A 17,819-nucleotide genomic window follows, 5' to 3' on the forward strand; every position below is an offset into this window, starting at 1 on the left:
CTCGTCGCGCAGGCCGCCATTGGCGCTGACTTCCTGGGACAGCGTGCTCTCAAGCTCGGCGATGCGCACGCTGGCTTTGGACAGCTCGCTGCTGATGCTCGCCAGCGGCTGCAGGATCAGCGTGAAATCGTCCTGGAGGCTGCGAAGGTCCTCCAGACGGTCGACCATCGCATCGATGCGCTGCCGGACGACCTCGTCCCGCTGACCGATGGCATCGAGCGTGGACGCAGCCGGCTCCGGCGCGGGGCGAGAACGCCGCGCGCCCTCCATCAGGTCGGGCACGGCGGCCTTCGGCAGGCGCGGCGAGGGGAGCGGCTCCGGATGCGCCGGCCGCTGCTCCGCATCCCGGTCGCGCTGGGCGGATGACGTCGGCAGCACGTTTCGGAACGGCATCCAAGCCATCGCTGTGTGATCTCCCTGGCGACACAGCGATTTCGCGGTGCTTAAAGCATTTTTAACAGATCCGCCGCCCAACGCGAGTCGTTGATTTCGTTGGCAACAGGCTTCTTTCCGCCGAGGATTGGGCTGGAGGTTCGACTTTCTCAGCCGGAATTGCAATTATTTGATAGCTTATGTTGGGTTTCAAATAATGCTGTGCGATAAGTGCGCTCAGAAGTTGATCAATTAACGCTTCGGACAGCGAATTTGTATTACAAATAAGCGGTATTTCTGTCGAAGCGGTACCGTGGATGCGGTCGAAGTCACGGTCGCAGCGGGTGACCGTGCTCCGCCATGGGGGCTCGCGTCGCGCGCGGATGCCGCCCGGCATGATCGCGCTGGAGCGATGCCCGCCTCCGGCCGTTCGACCGCGTCCCTTCGGCCGCGCGGAGACCAGCTTACGTCAGGAGTAACGCCCGGCCGGTCTCGACAGGATGAGCGCCGTCGCGGTCAGGCGGCGCTCGGTCCCGTCTCCAGCGGGGCGGCGTCGCGGGTGCGGATGTCCATGGCATTGCCGCGCCAGACGATGGCGGTTCGGGCCCAGGCACACGCCCAGATCGCCGGCAGCAGGGCGTCGCGGACGAGGAAGGCGGCGAGCATCCGCGGCGAGCGGTGCCAGCCGGCGCGGACGGCGAGCGCCATCTCCGCGCCGTACCAGAGCGCCCCGGCCCCGACGAGCCAGAGCGCGGCCTCGGCGGTGCCCGCGACGAGGCCCGTCAGCACCAGCGGCAGCAGGGCGCCGATGCCGATCTCGGGGGCGAAGAAGAGCGGGAAGGTGACCCGCCGCAGCCGCGCCCAGCGCACCTGCCGCGACCAGACCTCCGCCAGGTCGCGGTGCCCCAGCGGCTGCCGGAACGGCGCGGCGACGAGGTGGACCCGCTTGCCCGCCGCGCGCACGAGCTTGGTCGCGGCGGCGTCCTCGGCGATCTCGGCGTTCAGGGCGCGGATGCCGCCCTGCGCTTCGAGAAACGGCTTGTTCCAGAGCATGCTCTTGCCCTGCGCGAAGCCAAGGCCGAGCGCCTCGCCGGCATATTGCCAGCGGGCCTGCAGGGTGTTGAGGAAGGCGCACTCCACCTCGGCGAAGAAGTTCGCCGGGCGCGACCCGATCGGCGTCGAGCAGACGAGGCCGCTGTCGGTCCGCCACGCCGCCTGCATCTGCTGGATGTAGTCGGGCGGCATCAGGACGTTGGAATCGGCGAGGATCACCCAGTCGTGGCGGGCGGCGTCCCACCCGCGCACGCAGTTGTTGAGCTTCGGATTGCCGCCGATGCGCTCGTCGCCGAGGATCAGCCGCGAGGGGATCTGCGGGTGCGCCGACCGCATCCGCTCCAGCAGCGGCAGGATCGGATCGCCCGCATCCGCCACGCAGAAGATCAGCTCGTAGGCGGGATAGTCGAGCCGGAAGCTCGCCAGCAGGGTCTCCTCGCTGAACGCCTCCAGGCCGCGCAGGGGCCGCACCACCGAGACGGGGGCGCCCGGTGGGAAGGCGGACGGCTTGCCCTTGCGCCCGATGCGCAGGGCCGCCACCGCAAGGCTCGCGAGATTGACGGCGACGAGAACCGCGCAGAGCGCGAGGGCGGCGGACGCGCCGCTCTCCGGCAGGGCGATCATGCGCGGCGTCTCCCGTCGATCGTGTCACCGGGCGCGACGGCGCGCCCCATCACGCCCCTAGCAGCGCCGTCTTATCAGGCGTGTGACACTCGAAGCCGCGTCCCGAGCCGATCCCGTGATCCCCATCGTGTTCCACCCGGCCTACGAGGCCGCGTTGCCGGAGGGCCACCGCTTTCCGATGCGCAAATACGGCCGCCTCGCCGAGATCCTGCGCGCCCGCGGTCTCGCGCCGAACGGCTTCGTCACGCCCGAGCCCGCCGACGCGGACCTGCTGTCGGGCGCGCACGATCGGGACTACGTCGGGGTGGTGCTCACCCAGCAGGTGCCGCGGGCGACCGAGCGGGCGATCGGTCTGCCCGTAACGGAGGGCGTCGCCGCCCGCGCCCGCGCCTCGGCCGGGGGGACCCTGCGCGCCGCGCGTCTCGCCCTCGACCACGGGCTTGCCGGCAGCACGGCCGGCGGCAGCCACCACGCGCGGCGCGCCGGCGGGGCGGGATTCTGCGTGTTCAACGATGTCGCGGTGGCCGCCCTCGCCCTGAGGCGCGAGGGGGCGATCACCCGGGCGCTCGTCATCGACCTCGACGTGCACCAGGGCGACGGCACCGCCGACTGCCTCGGCCGCGAGCCGGACCTGTTCACGCTCTCGATCCACTGCGAGCGCAACTATCCGCACGACAAGGTGCCGGGCGACCTCGATATCGGCCTGCCCGACGGGCTGGGCGACGCGGACTACCTCGCCGTGCTGGAGGCGCGCCTGCCCGGCCTCGTCCAGAACTTCGCGCCGGACCTGATCTTCTACAATGCCGGCGTCGATCCCCACCGCGACGACCGGCTCGGCCGCCTCTGCCTCAGCGACGACGGCCTGCGCGCCCGCGACCGCTACGTGGTCGGCCTCGCGCGGGCCCGGAACGTCCCGCTCTGCGCGGTGGTCGGCGGCGGCTACGGCAGCGACGTCGACGCGCTGGCCGCGCGCCACGCCCTCGTCTTCGAGGCGCTGGCGGCCCACGCCTGAGGAACGCCGCCCGTCGCCGCCGGTTTGTCCTGCCTCGCGAGGCGATCGCCCGCGTTCCGAGGATGGGGCCGACGATGGACGACGCCTTCGACCTGAACCGCTTCGTGGAGGCACAGGACGGCGTCTACGAGGGCGCGCTCGCGGAACTGCGGGGCGGGCGCAAGCGGAGCCACTGGATGTGGTTCGTCTTCCCTCAGATCGCCGGGCTCGGTTCGAGCGCGATGGCCCGTCGCTACGCGATCGCCTCGCTGGCCGAGGCGCAAGCCTATCTCGCCCACCCGCTGCTCGGCGACAGGCTGCGGACCTGCACGCGGGCGGCGAACGCCTGGGCGGACCGCTCGGCCCATGCCCTGTTCGGCGCGCCCGACGACGTGAAGTTCCGCTCCTCCATGACGCTGTTCGCGCAGGCCGATCCGGAGGCGGCCGACTTCACCCGCGCGCTCGCGACGTTCTTCGCCGGCGAACCCGACCCGCTGACCCTGGAGAAGCTGTCGCGGCGATAAAGGGACGCCGCCGCCGGATCGGCCTCCGCTTTCGACGGGTCCGGGAAGCGGAGATTGCGTTCTAACTCGATTTATCCCGCGCGCGCATCAGTATAGAACTGTTACAATTTTCGGCCCTGCTGCCTCAGGGTTGTTGACGTTAATTTTCACGCAAACATAGATGGTCAGAAACCGACGACCATAGAACGCAATGATGAGTCCGTTCTCTGCCTGCTCAGAGATGATCGGACGTGAGGCTTTATCATGAAGCGCGCGCTTGTCTTGGCCAGTGGCCCGCGCATCCAGTATCGAGTTTTGCGATGCACGAGCGAATGCTTCGACGAAGTCTATGTTCTCGGTGAGGATGACGCGCATCTGCTGAAGCGCTCAAGGTTTTGTGAGCGATTTATTCCGTTCAAAGGTGATTTCTCCAACCTCCAGCCCTCCGATCTCAACGATATTCAGCGGCTTTGTTCCAACCACGACATCGATCTGGTGCTGCCGAGTTGCAGCCGGACGACGCGTCTTCTGTCCGTCCACGGCGATCAGATCGGGGCGCCGTTCTATCCGGTGCCGGCGCAGGACACGTTCGACGCGCTCGACGACAAGTGGCGCTTTGCCGGCGTCTGCGCCGAACTCGATCTTCCCGTCCCCGCGACGCGGCGTTTCGAGACGATGGCGGACCTGCGCCGCGACCTCCACCGCCTCGGCTACCCTCTGATCCTGAAGCCGGCGGCGATGTCGGGCGGCTACGGCGTGCGGAAGATCGATTCCGTCGAGGAGCTCCCTGAGCATCTCAACTACTCGCCGATCATCTGCCAGGAATACATCCCCGGCGAGGAGCTGAGCAGCTTCTACCTGTGCGATACCGGACGGATCGTGGCGTCGTTCGCCTACCGCCGAACGCTCACCAAGCTGGAGGAGATCCGGGCTCCCGAGATCGATGACCACGCCCGCCGCCTGATCGAGCACTTCCGCTATCGGGGGGTGATCGGGTTCGACATCCGGCGGAGTCCCGACGGCCGGATCGCCTTCATCGAGTGCAACCCGCGCTTCTGGTACCACATGGAGGTGGCGATGCTGGCGGGGCTGAACTTCGTCACCCTCGGCTGCCGTCTGCGCGACGGGGAGGGCGGTCCGGCGGATCCCGAGACGCTCAAGATCCGCTCGCCGCGCCGCCTGTGCGGAAACCTGCTCACGCCCTGGCGCCTGAACCGGGCCGAGCGGGCCTATCTCCGCTACATCATCCGCGATCCGGCCATCTCCGCCTGGGCCGCGTTCCAGAGCGCGATAGGCCGCTATCGGCTGGCCGGTGGGCAGCTCCTGTGACGGCGCGGCCGCCGGTCGGCGCATCCGGATGTACCCCTCAAGAACGCGTGCTTCGAGCGCGGCTTTGTCGTCGTTCTCGGACGGAGCGACACGGAGCGGCGACGGCGTCGCCGAGGAGAGGCCGTCCATGGATTCGAGCGGCGACTTCAAGAGCCTGCACCCGGCCGAGGCTCCCTCCGCCCCGATCGCGGACGATCCGGCACCATCCCGGCCGAACGTCTCCGTCGAGTTCGCCACGGCGCCGCGCTTCCGCTCGCTCGCCGCGGAATGGCGTCGCCTGGTCGAGCGGTGCGCCGAGCCGAACGTGTTCATGGAGCCCGCCGTCGCCGGCGCGATGTACACGGTGACCGAGACGCCGCTGCACGTGCTCCTCGCCTGGTCCCATCGCGCCGGGGGAGGGGCCGGCCTGGTCGGCGTGTGGCTCCTCGTCGGTGCCCGCCCGTCCTCGCGCCTGCCGATCCGGACCCTGGAAGCGCCGTGCAATTCGCTGACGTTCCTCGGCTCGCCCGTGCTCGACCGCGACCACGCGGTCGAGGCCCTGTCGGCGATGCTGGAGGCGATCGCCCGAAATGCCGGCCTGCCGAAGCTGATCTGCGCCAACCAGATCGCGACGGACGGGCCGGGCTTCCCCGCCCTCCTCGATGCGGCCGGTCGGCGGGGCGCGAGGATCGTCGCGATCGAGCGCCGGCAGCGCGCTCTCCGCACCGCGCCGGGCGCGGGTGACCCCGCCTCGGCCGGCGCGGTGTCATCGAAGCGGCGCGCCGAATTGCGGCGGCAGCGCAAGCGGCTCGCGGAGCGCGGCGAACTGCGTCAGGTCAGCTACCGCAGGCCGGAGGAGGTCAGCGCGGCCTTCCAGGAATTCCTCGATCTGGAGGCCGCCGGCTGGAAGGGCCGGACAAGCCGGCGCGGGCGGGCGATCCGCAACGCGCCGCCGCTCCGTGCCTTCGCCCAGACGATGATCACCGGGCTGGCGCGGGACGGCTGCGCCGGGATCGAGGCCCTGCGCCTCGATGGCCGGGCGATCGCGATGAACATCTGGCTGCGATCCGGCCGCACGGCCTTCGGCTGGAAGATGGCCTATGACGAGACTTACGCGAAATGGGGGCCCGGCTCGCTGCTGATGGAGGCGACGACCGAGACGGTCTTCGCGGACGGGGCCGTCGAGAGCTTCGATTCGTGCAACCGGGACAGTTCGGCGGCGCTTGCCCAGCTGTGGCCGGAGCGGCGCGAGATCGCCGACCTCCTGATCGACGTCTCCCCCGGCGGCTCCGTGCGCGGCCGGCTGACGGCTCTGGCCGAGACGCTGTTCCGGCGGGGGCGCGGCTGGGCCCGGCGGACCTACAAGGCCCACGTCAAACCGGTCTACCTGCGCGCCCTCGCCCGGCTGACGGCGAAGCCGGGATCCGGTGCGGAGCCGGCGGAGCGGTAGGCGTCCCGGTCCTGCCCGATCACGACGCCGCCCCTGTTTCCGTGCCGGCGCGATCGACCCTTGCCTCCGGCCGGCTGTCGGTCGAGGCGTAGTAGGGCTTGATGTCGAGGAGCGGCGTGCCGTCGAGGCAATCGAGTCCGCGCACGCGGACGGTGCCGTCGGCGATGGCGAGCCGCTCGACCACGGCCAGGGCGATGGGGTTCGGCCGCGCCGGCGAGCGGAGCGAGAAGGTGCCGCGGCTCCCCGTCGCGTGGCGCGGCTGCTGGCGCACGAGGTCGCGCGCCGCCCGATCCATCCAGTAGAGCACGATCAGGTGGGTGGCGCCCTCCAGGTTCTGGAGCGCCGGCCGATACGGCGCCTCGACCTCGAGGGTGCAGACCGCGTCCGTCTGCGTGCCGTTCTTCGGGCACTCGGACCGCGTCTTCCAGGGCGTGCGCACCCGGCCGATGAAATAGAGGCCCGCATCGTATTCGGCCGGCAGCGGGATCGCCTCCTCGCCGGGGCGCCGCTCGACATCCTCGTTCATCCGCCCTCGCTCGCCCCGCTGTCCGACGACGCCTTGTCACCCCGGCGCGCCGCCGCCGCAAGGCCAGTGGACAGCGTCCCTGCGGGCCCCTTGGCATGTCCCTTGGCATGTCCCTTGGCATGTCCCTTGGCACGCCGCTCGCTCGTCTCGCCGCCCGCGCCGGTGTAGACACCGTGGGGCGAGCGGGGAGGGCACATGGTCATCGACGAGTTGCGGCCGATGGAGGCCGTCCCCGACGCGGAGACGGCCGTGGATCGGCTCGAAACGCTGCATGCGGGCGCGACCCAGGCGCTCCAGGCGGCGCTGAACCGCTACCTGGAACACCGGATCCCGCCGGACGCGACCGAGCGGCTTCAGTTCCGCTATCCCGAGCTGCGCCTGACCTACCAGCCGACGGGGCCTTTGCCGCGGCTCAACCGGGCCACCGCCAAGTTCCAGGCGCCGGGGCTCTACGCGACGACGGTGACGCAGCCCGGCTATTTCTGCGCCTACCTGTTGGAGCAGTTGCGGCCGCTGGTGCGCGATTACGGCGCCGGCATCGAGGTCGGCCTCTCGGCGCAAGAAATTCCCTATCCCTACATCGTCGAGCCCGGCACCGATCTCGGCGGCAGCGGCGTCAGCGCCAGCGACCTCGCCACCCTGTTCCCGGTGCCGCTCCTCTCCGTCGTCGGCGACGAGGTGGCCGACGGGCTGTGGCTCGAAAATCCCGGCGATCCGCGCCCGCTCGCCCTGTTCGACGGCGTGCGCACCGACTACTCGCTGCGCCGGCTCGTCCACTATACCGGCTCGGACTGGCGCGAGATCCAGCCCTGGATCCTGCTCACCAACTACCACCGCTACGTCGACGGCTTCGTCCGCCACGGGCTCGAGCGGCTGGCGGCCGGGGAGGGGGAGCGGCTGGTGCTGCCCGGCGGGATCGTGGTCGAGCGCGCCGAGGCGGCCTCGGCCGACCCGGCGGCGCTGATCGCCGCCTCGCCCTGGCACAAGTACCAGATGCCGGCCTACCACCTCGTCGGGCGGGGGCCGGACGGGGCGCCTCAGGGCACGACGCTGGTCAACATCGGCGTCGGCCCCTCCAACGCCAAGACCATCACCGACCATCTCGCGGTCCTGCGCCCGCATTGCTGGCTGATGGTCGGCCATTGCGGGGGCCTGCGCCAGTCGCAGACCATCGGCGACTACGTGCTCGCCCACGGCTACCTGCGCCGCGACCGCATCCTCGACGACCTCGTGCCGCCCGAGATCCCCGTGCCGGCATTGGCCGAGGTGCAGATCGCCCTGCAATCGGCGGCGGCCGCCGTCACCGGCGAGCGGGCCGACGCCCTGAAGCGCCGCCTGCGCACGGGCACGGTCGTGACCTACGACGACCGCAACTGGGAGCTTCGCTTCACCCAGGAGCGGCGGCGCATCAACCTCTCGCGGGCGATCGCGGTGGACATGGAGAGCGGCACCATCGCCGCCCAGGGCTTTCGCCTGCGGGTGCCTTATGGAACCCTGCTCTGCGTGTCCGACAAGCCGCTGCACGGCGAGATCAAGCTGCCGGGCGCGGCCAACGCCTTCTACGAGCGGGCGGTGGCGGAGCACCTCCAGATCGGCCTCGCCACCCTCGACGCCCTGCGCTCGGACCGGGCGGGGCTGCATTCGAGGAAGCTCCGGAGCTTCGACGAGCCGCCGTTCCGGTAGAACTCACGTCGCGTCCTGCGGATTCTTCGGCAGATCCTTGCGAACGAGGCCGCGCCGGACCGTCGAACGGGCCGCCTCGATGGCGACGTTCGCCGCGCCCAGGGTCCGCGGCTCCGTCGGCCGATTCAGGGCATGGCGTGCGATGCTGGCCGCGAGATCGTCGATCTCGGCGGCCATGGCCTCCAGGCGCCCCCTGTCCGTCTCGCGTCGGGCCTCGGAACGAAGTTCCAGCAGGCGGGAGGTCGCCACCTCGATCCGCTCCCGGCGGATGCGTCCGAGGCGCTGCCGCAGCCAGGCGAGCGTCGAGCCGACGCCGCCGGCCAGGATCGCGACGAGGTAGATCCAGCTCTCGTAGCGCTCGATGAACGTCTCCTGCTCGCGTTCGTAGTAATCGAGCGCACCGGGATGGATGGGGAGGCGGGCGCTGGTGGCGTCCGCGGTGTCCTCGTAGACCGGGTGCGTGATGCTCTCCGCGGCGGTGACCTCATCCGCCAGGGCCGCGCGCATCTCGAACAGGTGCTGCGTCACCTCGGCGGCGACGCTGCGCGACAGGTCGGCGCGTGCCATCAGGCGATAGGACGAGCCGACGGTCGCGACATCCTCGGCGGGCAGGCGCGGATTTCCGCCGAACAGGGCGGCCGGTATCGTGACGGCTTGCAGGCGCGGCCAGCGAGCTAGGACCGCGCCCGCGTCGGCCAGTCCGACGATCGTCGCGGCATCGTCCTCACTCGCCTCCTGCACGAGGCTGACGACGCGCCGCGCGGCCGGCGATGTCGGCGTGGTGACCAGCATCATCGCGTCGATGCGCCCGTTCCGGAGGGCCGCTCCGATCTCGGCTTCCTCCACCGGCACGAGGGAGACGGCATTCGGAGGGACGACGCCGGTCTCGGCATCGGCCGAAAGCGCCAGGCCGTGATGGGCCGCGAGGTTGCCGACGAGCATCCTGTCGGCCGTTCGGCCGGCCAGCATGCCGAGCCGCTTGCCCGCGACATTCGCGAAGCCGGTGATGCCGGCCGCGCTCGGCGCCGAAACGAAGATGGCGAGTTCCCTGAGGACGACGAGGGTCAAGCCGTTGCCCGGCATCAAGACATCGGGGCGGACCACCGCGAGATCGGCTTTTCCGGCCTTGAGCGCCTCCGCACTCTCGCGCACGCCGTCGAACGGAATCACCTTCAGGCGGATACCGGACCGTCTGCGGGCGAGTTCGTCGGCGTAGGCCCGCAACAAGGCCGGCTCGGTCCCCCCGTTCGGGGCGACGGCGATGGTCAAGGTCGTGGGCCGCGTCAGATAGTATGCCGCGACGGCGCCGAGGATGAGGATGGGTGTCAAACCGAGAAGCAGCAGCGCTTCCCGGCCCTTCGGATATGCTGCCTTGCCCAACGATGCTCCCCCAGGGCGCGCGCCCGTCTTCGTCACCCTCGCGCGATCCGCGATAGCCTGAACGGTCTGAACGAGAGAAATCAGACGGTTTCCGGCTGATCACCTTGGGCGCTGCCCACTCCCGTCATCGCGAGGCGGAGGCGAAGCGATCCAGAGCGCGACCTTCTTGGAGATGTCGCGTCCAGGATTGCTTTCGCTACGCCACGCAATGACGACGGATGGCGGAACCGAAGTGACTAAACGAACGAAATATGACGATTTCTGTATCAATCCAAAATAATATGAAGTGAAGGAGATTCGTCAGCGACAAATATGTAAACATGACTGCGTTATGTTGTAATTATAACTTATTGTTGTCGTTAAGTATTGGTCAAAAGCAGTTTGAAAATATGAAAACCGGACGGCAGAGGCGTACCGCTGCCGTCCATCGTGGCGTCGCCTGCGTTACCGGCCGCATCCGGCCGCGGATCGTCAGCCCTTCTTCTTGTAGGCTTGGATGGCGCTCCGGCAGCCGGGGGACAGCTGGGACATGTTCTTCTGGAAGCAGGCCTGGGTCTCGGGCCCATCCTCGGGCGGCAAGCCGGCGCAGAAGGTCGTGAAGTCACCGGCACATTGCTGTTGCAGGACCGCCCTGTCCTCGTCCGTCATCGGAGCGGCCAACGCAGCACTCCCGGCCAACGCGGTCAGCACGACGCTCAGCCCAAAACGTACCAGCATGGTCTGCTCCTTGAATAACCCAGCTGCTCTGGGCCGAAGGCGAGAACGTCGCTGGGTCTCCAACCGTTGCACGGGCGCGTCGTCGTGCAGAACCGCCGGCGATTTCACTCGCGATCCTGCCGTCAACGACGGCCTCTTCTTCGAGGAGGGTTCCATTCCGTGCCCGGGAGGCGTGGATTCTGGGAACGGAATTGCCGGGCTCAAAGTTGATCGGTCCGCATTTCAGGGGACACGATGAAACCCTACCTTCTCGTGGTGCTCGGGCTGATACTTTTGGCCCGCCCGTACGATCTTTCAGCGCAAGTCGTGACGGAAGAACCGCCCGCCGCGATGGTGGAGGTGGAGGAGCCTCGCCCAGGGCCGCCCCCGCCGCTGCCGGACCTCTCGGATCCGAACACCCGTGCCGCGGAAGCCCTGAACGAGCCCGGCGGAAGCTCCGGCATCCCGAAGACGTTGCGCGGGTCGGGCTCCCGGGCGGGAGGCCCGGCCAACGACCTCAATCCGGGCGGACAGGCCGAGGCACCGACGCCGCCGAGCGGCGATCTCGACAAGGTCGTCGCCGGTCAAGAGCTGTTCCACGGCAATTACTGCGGCAAGGGTCAGCGCGCCGACGGGGCACCTCCGACCGACGAGCTCGACGCGGCCTGCATGCGCCACGATAGCTGCTACGACACCAGCGGCTACAAGTCCTGCGCCTGCGACGCGGCGCTGAAGCGCGAGGCCTCGGTCGTCGCCGACAGCCCGCGTGTCTCCCTGGAGGTTCGACGCCGGGCGCTCAGCGTGGTCGAGGCGACCGCGGCGATGGCCTGCCGCACGCCCTGATCAGGCTCGGGCTGCGTCGAGGTCGCACGGTGCCTCTCATTCCGTTTGCGATTGATCGCCCCGCGCTTTGCCGGACTCCGTCATCGCGAGGTGAAGCCGAAGTGATCCAGGGCGCGACCTTTTTGGAGATGTTGCGCCCCTGGATTGCTTTCGCTGAGCCTCGCAATGACGGAGAAAAAACCGAAGCGGTCAGCCGGGTCGCGTCTCACCGCTCCCGCTGCCACAACCCCGCGCGCTCGGCGCGGGCCTGATCCTCGGCCTCGACCAGATCGGGCGGCGCGTCCTCGCTCGCCCGTGCGCCGCCGGCCGTGACGATGAGGGCGGCGAGGTCGTCGCCGTCGAGGCGGCAACGGGCGGAGGACGGGTCGCCGGAGCAGATCACCTCGCGGCGGCGCAGGTAGCGCGCGAGCTGGCGGGCGAGCGCGCCGCCCTCGCCGACGACGCCGAGCAGGTGCACCCTGCGGCCGCGGATCGTCAGCGTGCCGGTATCGACCACATCGGGCACGCCGCGCACCTCGCCTGCGGCCGGCGTGGGCGCGGGGGCCACGGCGCTGGCCGGGGTCGGCTCGGCCCGGGCCGCGGAGGGGGCGGGGCGCTTGCGGCCCTTCAGCACCTTCTGCGCCCGCTCCACGAAGTCGTGGAAGACGCGGGCCGGGATGTCGCCGCCCGTCACCTTGTTCATCGGGGCGTTGTCGTCGTTGCCGACCCAGACGCCGACGATCATGTCCGGCGTCAGCCCGACGAACCACGCGTCGCGGTAATCCTGGCTGGTGCCGGTCTTGCCGCCGACCGCGAGGCCGTTGACCCGGGCGGCCTTGCCGGTGCCGGATTCCACCACCGCCTGGAGCGAGTCGAGCATCATCGACTGCACCTGCGCGTCCATCGGCGCGCCGGGCTTCGGCACCGGGCGCTGGTAGAGCGGCTGCGGCGTGTTTCCGCGGACCGTGCGGACGAGATAGGGCTCCACCGGCACGCCGGAGCCGAGCACGCCGGCATAGGCGCGGGTCATCTCGAGAAGCGTCACGTCGGCGGTACCGAGGGCGAGGCTCGGCACGTTCGGCAGGTCCGACTGCACGCCGAGACGGCGGGCCTCGGCGATGATCGCGGGCGGGCCGACCTCCTCGCCGAGCTGCGCGGCGATAGTGTTGACCGAGAGCGCGAAGGCCGAGCGCAGCGGCAGCGCGCCGCGGAAGCGGTTGTTGGAGTTCTGCGGCTCCCACTCGCCGATCTGGGTCGGGCGGTCGACGAGCACGCTGTCGGGGAAGTACCCCTTCCCGTAGGCCGCGAGGTAGACGAACAGCTTGAACAGCGAGCCGGCCTGCCGTTTGGCCTGGATCGCCCGATTGAACTGGCTGTCCTCGTAGTCGCGCCCGCCCACCATGGCGAGGATGGCCCCGTCGGGCGCCATCGCCACCAGCGCGCCCTGGCCGACCTTCTTCTTGCCCCCATCGCCGTCGAGGCGGCGGGCGAGCACGCCCTCGGCGAGGCTCTGGAGATCGAGGTTGAGGGTCGAGCGGACGGTGACGTCGCCGGGCTCCTGTGTCAGCCGCTTCACCTCGCCCTGGACCGCGTCGAGGAAGTAGTTGGTGCCGGGCGGCGTCTCGGGCGGCGTGTGCAGGGCCAGCTTCTCCGCGCGCGCCTTGTCGGCCTCGGCCTGGCTGATCGCGCCGGTCTCGACCATCGCCTGGAGCACGAGGTCGGCGCGCTCCTTGGCACCGCCGAAATTGCGGGTCGGCGCGAGCTGCGAGGGCGCGCGCACGAGGCCCGCCAGCATCGCCGCCTCCGGCAGGGTCAGCTTCTCGGCCCCGTGGCCGAAATAGCGCCGCGCCGCCGCGTCCGCCCCGTAGGCGCCGGCGCCGAAATAGGCGGTGTTGAGGTAGCCGACGAGGATCTCGGGCTTCGACAGCGTGCTCTCCAGGCGCAGGGCCAGGAAGGCTTCCTGGATCTTGCGCCGGAGCGTCTTCTCCTGAGTCAGCGAGGTGAGCCGGGCATATTGCTGGGTGATGGTCGAGCCGCCCTCGCGCACGCCGCCGCCGGTGGCGTTGCGCCACAGCGCGCGGGCCATGCCGCGCAGGTCGATGCCCCAGTGGCTGTAGAAGCGCCGGTCCTCGATCGCGACGATGGCCTGGGCGAGCCGGGGCGGCAGCGTCTTCTCGGTGAGCTTCTCGCCCTGGAACGCGCCGCGGGTGGCGAAGGACCGGCCGTCCTCGGCCTCGACCACGAGGGCGCGCTGGGCGGCCTCCGGCGCCACGCCGCCGAGCGGCGGCAGGGTGGCGAAGGCGGCGAAGACGTATCCGGCCAGGATCACCAGCGGCAGGCCGAGGAGGACGGCCGCTCCGATGAGCCAGGGCCGGCGGCGGCGCGGCGCGCGGCCGACGGGCCGGTCGGCGGCACGATCTTCTGCGTCCGGCCGGATGCCCGGCGACGGATCCGCGGCGGCGGGGGCCGTCGGGGCGCGATGTCCGGTGGAGCGGAAGCGGTCCGCGGTCCTGGCGAGGACCGGCGCCGTCCCCTTCGCTGCGCCCCTGGCCGCGGCGGTGCCGCTGCGCCATGCGCTGCGCCCCGCGCTGCCGGCCAGCCGGCCGAGCTGGCGCGCGAGCAGGGCAGCCGCCCGCGCCGCTTCGCGCGCCGCCGCGCGAGTCTCGGTTCCGTCCTCGCCCGGCCTGTCCGGTCCCTGCGCCGTCATCCCGAACCGTTCGCCGCCCGCCGGTATCCACGCATCATCGGGTCGACCTTAGCGGAGCCGGAGGCGGCAAGGCTACGCGCGCGACGGTGGCGGAGGGCGAACGGGGCGGACGGGTGACCTCGGCGACACGCTCAAGGCTCGTTTCCGCCGCGTGATCCGGTATGCGGTGCGGGCCGGTTCTGCGGCGCCGGGGGGACGGACTATGATCCCGGCCGGCTTTTCCGGACGCATGACCTTGACCCTCCCCCTCCATCTTCGCCGACCGTCCCCCTGGATCGCGCTCGCCTGCGGCGCCGTGATCGTCACCATCGCCATGGGCATCCGCCAGGGGTTCGGCCTGTTCATGCGGCCGGTCGAGCTCGATCTCGGCGTCGGGCGGGAGAGCTTCGGCCTCGCCATGGCGGTGCAGAACCTGATCTTCGGGCTCGCCCAGCCCTTCGTCGGCGCGATGGCGGACCGGCACGGTCCCGGGCGCGTCGCCGCCGCCGGCGGTCTCCTCTACGCCGTCGGCCTCGCCTCGGCGGCCCTCGTGTCCTCGGCTTTCGGCCTCACCGTCACGCTCGGGGTCCTCGTCGGCCTCGCCATGACCGGCGTCACCTTCGTCGTCGTGCTCGGCGCGGTCGTGCCCCTGATGCCGCCGGGGCGGCGGGGCGCGGCCGCGGGCATCGTCACGGCCGGCGGCTCGGTCGGGCAGTTCCTGCTTGTTCCGGCGACGCAGATCGCGGTGGAGGGACTCGGCTGGCGCGGGGCCTTGGCTGCCGCCGCGGGGCTCGCCGCGCTGATGGTCCCGCTCGCCGTCGGCCTCGTCCGGGATCCTGCCGCGGGCGCGGCGCGGGCGGTGTCCGGGGCCGGCGAGATCGGCTTCGGCGCCGCCCTGCGACAGGCGGCGGGCCATCGCGGCTACTGGCTTCTCAATGCCGGCTTCTTCGTCTGCGGCTTCCACATCGCCTTCGTCTCGACCCACCTGCCGGCCTTCCTCACCGATGCCGGCCTCGATCCGGGGATCGGCGCCCGCGCGCTGGCGCTGATCGGCCTGTTCAACATCCTCGGCTCCTACGCCTTCGGCGTCGCCGCGGACCGGCTGCGCAAGAAGTACGTGCTGTCGTGGATCTATTTCGCCCGCGCCGCGGTGATGGCGTTGTTCCTCCTGGCTCCCTTCACCCCGCTCACCGCGACGCTGTTCGCCTGCGCCATCGGCTTCCTCTGGCTCGGCACCGTCCCGTTGACGAGCGGTCTCGTCGGGCAGATCTTCGGCGTGCGCTACCTCTCGACCCTGTTCGGCATCGTCTTCATGAGCCACCAGGTCGGCGCCTTCCTCGGCGCCTGGGGTGCCGGCTACATTTTCACCCGCACCGGTTCCTACGACCTGGCCTGGAGCATCTCGATCGGCATCGCACTCCTCGCCGGCCTCCTCAACCTGCCGATCCGCGACGTGCCCCTGATGCGCCGGGACGCGCAGGCGAGGCCGGCATGAGCGCGCGGGAGGAACTCGTCGTCCTCGCTCTTCTCGGCGCGCTGACGCTGGCCGGCGCGCTCCTCTGGGCCCGCGAGGGCGTGGGGCTCTGGCTGCGCGCGGCCCTTCCCCTCTGCCTGTGAGACGCGGCCCGCCTCACCGCGCGATGGCGCGGATGAAGTAGACCAGCGCCGTGAAGGCGACGAGGCTCAAGCCGTAGAGGGCGGCGAACCAGAGGAGGCGGCGAGCCGTCAATGGTAGCTCGCCGCGTTCGGGTTCTCCTCGATCTTCCCGCGGAAGACCCAGTAGGCGTAGGCCGTGTAGGCGAGCGTCAGCGGCATCACGACCGAGTAGCCGACGAGGGCGAATTGCAGCGCCGAGGTCGCGTTGGCGGCCTGCCAGATCGTGAGCTTCGGCGGCACGATGTAGGGGAACAGGCTGATCGCCAGCCCGAGGAAGCCCAGCAGGAACAGGGCGATCGAGAGCAGGAAGGGCGCGACCGTGCGCCCGTCGTCGAGGGCCTTCAGGATCCGCCAGCAGACGAAGGCGGTGAGCAGCGGCACGGGCGCCACGAACAGCAGGTTCGGCCAGGAGAACCAGCGCCACTGGATGTGGAGCCCGAGGAACGGCACCCAGGCACTGACGATCGCCATCGAGACGACGGTGCCGATCAGGAACTGGCGGGCCTTGATCCGCGACCAGATCTCCAGTTCGCCCGAGGTCTTCATCACGCACCACGTCGCGCCGAGCAGGCCGTAGCCGCAGACGAGGCCGATGCCGGTCATGACGCTGAAGGGCGTGAGCCAGTCGAACGTCCCGCCGGAAAACGCCCGGCCCTGGGTCTGGAAGCCCTGGACGAAGGCGCCGAGCACCATGCCCTGCGCGAAGGTGGCGATCAGCGAGCCGTAGTGGAACGCGTTGTCCCACACCACCTGCGAGCGCTCGGCCTTGAAGCGGAACTCGAAGGCGACGCCGCGGAAGATCAGGGCGATCAGCATCAGGATGATCGGCAGGTAGAGCGCCGGCAGCAGGATCGCGTAGGCGACCGAGAACACCGCGAACAGCCCGCCGCCGCCGAGCACGAGCCAGGTCTCGTTGCCGTCCCAGATCGGCGCCACCGAGAGCATCATCCGGTCGCGCCAGTTGCCGGGCCGCGCGGCGGTGAAGAGGATGCCGACCCCGAGGTCGAAGCCGTCGATGACGACGTACATCGCCACCGCCAGCGCCAGCAGGCCGGCCCAGACCAGCGGCAGCCAGAAGGCCAAGCCCTCGTACTCGTTTCCGAAGCCGAACATCGTCGCTCCTCCCGGCCGGCGGCACCCGTCCGTTATAGGAGCGCCGCCGCATCACGCCAGAACCGAGATCAATGCGGTGCGGGTCCCCGCCACGACGGCTGGCGGTCGCTGGCCGAGAGCGTGTCGGCGGAGGGGCGCGGCGCGACCTGCCCTGTCACCGTCCCCGCGAGCTGCCGGGCGATGGCATCCGCCCCCGCCCGCGTCACCTGCTCGCGGGTCTCCGGCGGCAGGGCGTTGACGGCGTTCACCAGCGCGCCGATGCCGCCGGTGGTCAGGCGATCCATCGCGTCGCCCGTCGCGACCCCCGCGGTGGCGGCCCGGGGCGGGATCGACGATGGCCCCTCCTGTCGCTGGAGCGCGAAGTAGGTGAGGGCGCCGATCACGAGGGCGGCGCGCAGGAGAAACGACATCGATCCGGTTCCACGGGCACGGCGTCGCCGGCGCGGCCGGCGGGGGTCGATGGTCCGATCCTGCCATCGTCTCGGCACCGCCGGGTGAAGTGCGCCGGCCCAAAACGCCGACGTGGTGAACGAAGCCTTTTTACCCCGAGGCCCGCCCTCTCGGCGCCCGGTTTACCCTCTGCGGGGCAGCGCCCCGACCCGACACGGGCACTGTGAAGAACGGGGATCGGCGGGCCGGACGAGGTCGGTCGGCGCCGCGGTCGGCGGCAAGTGAGCGACCCTTTTCATCCTCGCTTAAACCGGCTCTGCGACGGTTCCCTCGAAGTTCGTAACGAGCAGTCGAGGGGCGCGGGTCACCCGTTTCTGAGGGTCAAGACCTGCGCTGTGCGTGGTGGTGTTGCGTAAAGACGGTACCCTTGCCTCCCTCTTCGATGCCCGCCTCGCCGGGCTGGTCCACGCCTCCGTTCAGGGCGAGCCGGGCGTGCGCTTCCGCCATGAGCGGTTCCTAATCTCGCGACTCGCCACCGGCGTCGTGATGATGGCGGGCCTGCCGCC

Annotated in this window: 16 protein-coding genes and 1 pseudogene; 8 read left to right on the forward strand and 9 right to left on the reverse strand. The window is 70.4% G+C overall.

Annotation, left to right across the window (positions count from 1 at the left end; translation table 11 throughout):
* Together MFF42_RS09065 and MFF42_RS09070 are read right to left on the reverse strand one after the other, a co-directional pair.
* Positions 1 to 282, reverse strand: a pseudogene (locus MFF42_RS09065) (chromosome partitioning protein ParA); the annotation flags it as partial.
* Positions 283 to 888: 606 nt separating this feature from the next.
* On the reverse strand, positions 889 to 2,049 hold the full coding sequence (locus MFF42_RS09070; RefSeq protein ID WP_238255441.1) for a ceramide glucosyltransferase: 1,161 nt from the start codon (positions 2,047 to 2,049) through the stop codon (positions 889 to 891).
* Positions 2,050 to 2,164: 115 nt separating this feature from the next.
* Between MFF42_RS09070 and MFF42_RS09075 the strand changes: the two genes are divergently transcribed.
* Together MFF42_RS09075 and MFF42_RS09080 are read left to right on the forward strand one after the other, a co-directional pair.
* Positions 2,165 to 3,061, forward strand: coding sequence for a histone deacetylase family protein (locus MFF42_RS09075; RefSeq protein WP_238255442.1), 897 nt, complete (start codon positions 2,165 to 2,167; stop codon positions 3,059 to 3,061).
* Between the two features lie 74 nt (positions 3,062 to 3,135).
* Positions 3,136 to 3,564 (forward strand): DUF1810 domain-containing protein, encoded by a 429-nt coding sequence (locus MFF42_RS09080; protein WP_238255443.1) that lies wholly within the window; start codon positions 3,136 to 3,138, stop codon positions 3,562 to 3,564.
* Positions 3,565 to 3,651: 87 nt separating this feature from the next.
* On the opposite strand, the gene MFF42_RS09085 is transcribed toward MFF42_RS09080, so the two are convergent.
* Positions 3,652 to 3,918 (reverse strand): hypothetical protein, encoded by a 267-nt coding sequence (locus MFF42_RS09085; protein WP_238255444.1) that lies wholly within the window; start codon positions 3,916 to 3,918, stop codon positions 3,652 to 3,654.
* A gap of 120 nt (positions 3,919 to 4,038) precedes the next feature.
* Here MFF42_RS09085 and MFF42_RS09090 point away from each other — a divergent pair, with 120 nt between their 5' ends.
* Positions 4,039 to 4,872 (forward strand): ATP-grasp domain-containing protein, encoded by an 834-nt coding sequence (locus MFF42_RS09090; RefSeq protein WP_238255445.1) that lies wholly within the window; start codon positions 4,039 to 4,041, stop codon positions 4,870 to 4,872.
* 127 nt (positions 4,873 to 4,999) lie between these two features.
* Positions 5,000 to 6,301, forward strand: coding sequence for a GNAT family N-acetyltransferase (locus MFF42_RS09095; RefSeq protein WP_238255446.1), 1,302 nt, complete (start codon positions 5,000 to 5,002; stop codon positions 6,299 to 6,301).
* Positions 6,302 to 6,320: 19 nt separating this feature from the next.
* Here MFF42_RS09095 and tsaA read toward each other — a convergent pair whose 3' ends face one another.
* Positions 6,321 to 6,827 (reverse strand): tRNA (N6-threonylcarbamoyladenosine(37)-N6)-methyltransferase TrmO, encoded by a 507-nt coding sequence (gene tsaA / locus MFF42_RS09100; RefSeq protein WP_238255447.1) that lies wholly within the window; start codon positions 6,825 to 6,827, stop codon positions 6,321 to 6,323.
* Between the two features lie 195 nt (positions 6,828 to 7,022).
* Between tsaA and MFF42_RS09105 the strand changes: the two genes are divergently transcribed.
* Positions 7,023 to 8,510 carry an AMP nucleosidase gene (locus MFF42_RS09105; protein ID WP_238255448.1) on the forward strand — a complete coding sequence of 496 codons (1,488 nt, stop codon included), beginning with the start codon at positions 7,023 to 7,025 and terminating at the stop codon, positions 8,508 to 8,510.
* Positions 8,511 to 8,513: 3 nt separating this feature from the next.
* Here the strand turns inward: MFF42_RS09105 and MFF42_RS09110 are convergent, their stop codons facing one another.
* Together MFF42_RS09110 and MFF42_RS09115 are read right to left on the reverse strand one after the other, a co-directional pair.
* Positions 8,514 to 9,890: a TAXI family TRAP transporter solute-binding subunit gene (locus MFF42_RS09110; RefSeq protein ID WP_238255449.1), complete on the reverse strand. Its 1,377-nt coding sequence runs from the start codon at positions 9,888 to 9,890 to the stop codon at positions 8,514 to 8,516.
* 471 nt (positions 9,891 to 10,361) lie between these two features.
* Positions 10,362 to 10,607 carry a hypothetical protein gene (locus tag MFF42_RS09115; RefSeq protein WP_238255450.1) on the reverse strand — a complete coding sequence of 82 codons (246 nt, stop codon included), beginning with the start codon at positions 10,605 to 10,607 and terminating at the stop codon, positions 10,362 to 10,364.
* 234 nt (positions 10,608 to 10,841) lie between these two features.
* Between MFF42_RS09115 and MFF42_RS09120 the strand changes: the two genes are divergently transcribed.
* Entirely contained in the window at positions 10,842 to 11,429 is a 588-nt protein-coding gene (locus MFF42_RS09120; protein WP_238255451.1) for a phospholipase A2 family protein, read from the forward strand.
* A 205-nt stretch (positions 11,430 to 11,634) separates the two neighbouring features.
* On the opposite strand, the gene MFF42_RS09125 is transcribed toward MFF42_RS09120, so the two are convergent.
* A complete protein-coding gene (locus tag MFF42_RS09125) occupies positions 11,635 to 14,115 on the reverse strand; it encodes a PBP1A family penicillin-binding protein (protein ID WP_238255452.1) in 2,481 nt (826 codons plus the stop codon).
* Between the two features lie 229 nt (positions 14,116 to 14,344).
* Here MFF42_RS09125 and MFF42_RS09130 point away from each other — a divergent pair, with 229 nt between their 5' ends.
* Positions 14,345 to 15,589, forward strand: a complete 1,245-nt coding sequence (locus tag MFF42_RS09130; protein WP_238255453.1) for an MFS transporter — start codon at positions 14,345 to 14,347, stop codon at positions 15,587 to 15,589.
* Positions 15,586 to 15,711 carry a hypothetical protein gene (locus MFF42_RS26365; protein ID WP_283206866.1) on the forward strand — a complete coding sequence of 42 codons (126 nt, stop codon included), beginning with the start codon at positions 15,586 to 15,588 and terminating at the stop codon, positions 15,709 to 15,711. The genes MFF42_RS09130 and MFF42_RS26365 overlap by 4 nt, the downstream gene beginning before the upstream one ends.
* Positions 15,712 to 15,819: 108 nt before the next feature.
* Here the strand turns inward: MFF42_RS26365 and cydB are convergent, their stop codons facing one another.
* Together cydB and MFF42_RS09140 are read right to left on the reverse strand one after the other, a co-directional pair.
* Positions 15,820 to 16,863 carry a cytochrome d ubiquinol oxidase subunit II gene (gene cydB / locus MFF42_RS09135; protein ID WP_238255454.1) on the reverse strand — a complete coding sequence of 348 codons (1,044 nt, stop codon included), beginning with the start codon at positions 16,861 to 16,863 and terminating at the stop codon, positions 15,820 to 15,822.
* A 68-nt stretch (positions 16,864 to 16,931) separates the two neighbouring features.
* On the reverse strand, positions 16,932 to 17,273 hold the full coding sequence (locus MFF42_RS09140; protein ID WP_238255455.1) for a hypothetical protein: 342 nt from the start codon (positions 17,271 to 17,273) through the stop codon (positions 16,932 to 16,934).
* Positions 17,274 to 17,819: the final 546 nt, after the last annotated feature.

Source organism: Methylorubrum podarium (assembly GCF_022179745.1).
Classification (GTDB): Bacteria; Pseudomonadota; Alphaproteobacteria; order Rhizobiales; family Beijerinckiaceae; genus Methylobacterium; species Methylobacterium podarium.

Bases quoted from the DNA above. Each gene is read 5' to 3' on its own strand.
- MFF42_RS09070 (WP_238255441.1), bottom strand. From the start codon at position 2,049: ATGATCGCCCTGCCGGAGAGCGGCGCGTCCGCCGCCCTCGCGCTCTGC.
- MFF42_RS09080 (WP_238255443.1), top strand. From the start codon at position 3,136: ATGGACGACGCCTTCGACCTGAACCGCTTCGTGGAGGCACAGGACGGC.
- MFF42_RS09085 (WP_238255444.1), bottom strand. From the start codon at position 3,918: ATGCGCGTCATCCTCACCGAGAACATAGACTTCGTCGAAGCATTCGCT.
- MFF42_RS09095 (WP_238255446.1), top strand. From the start codon at position 5,000: ATGGATTCGAGCGGCGACTTCAAGAGCCTGCACCCGGCCGAGGCTCCC.
- tsaA (WP_238255447.1), bottom strand. From the start codon at position 6,827: ATGAACGAGGATGTCGAGCGGCGCCCCGGCGAGGAGGCGATCCCGCTG.
- MFF42_RS09105 (WP_238255448.1), top strand. From the start codon at position 7,023: ATGGTCATCGACGAGTTGCGGCCGATGGAGGCCGTCCCCGACGCGGAG.
- MFF42_RS09115 (WP_238255450.1), bottom strand. From the start codon at position 10,607: ATGCTGGTACGTTTTGGGCTGAGCGTCGTGCTGACCGCGTTGGCCGGG.
- MFF42_RS09120 (WP_238255451.1), top strand. From the start codon at position 10,842: ATGAAACCCTACCTTCTCGTGGTGCTCGGGCTGATACTTTTGGCCCGC.
- MFF42_RS09125 (WP_238255452.1), bottom strand. From the start codon at position 14,115: ATGACGGCGCAGGGACCGGACAGGCCGGGCGAGGACGGAACCGAGACT.
- MFF42_RS09130 (WP_238255453.1), top strand. From the start codon at position 14,345: ATGACCTTGACCCTCCCCCTCCATCTTCGCCGACCGTCCCCCTGGATC.
- MFF42_RS26365 (WP_283206866.1), top strand. From the start codon at position 15,586: ATGAGCGCGCGGGAGGAACTCGTCGTCCTCGCTCTTCTCGGCGCGCTG.
- cydB (WP_238255454.1), bottom strand. From the start codon at position 16,863: ATGTTCGGCTTCGGAAACGAGTACGAGGGCTTGGCCTTCTGGCTGCCG.
- MFF42_RS09140 (WP_238255455.1), bottom strand. From the start codon at position 17,273: ATGTCGTTTCTCCTGCGCGCCGCCCTCGTGATCGGCGCCCTCACCTAC.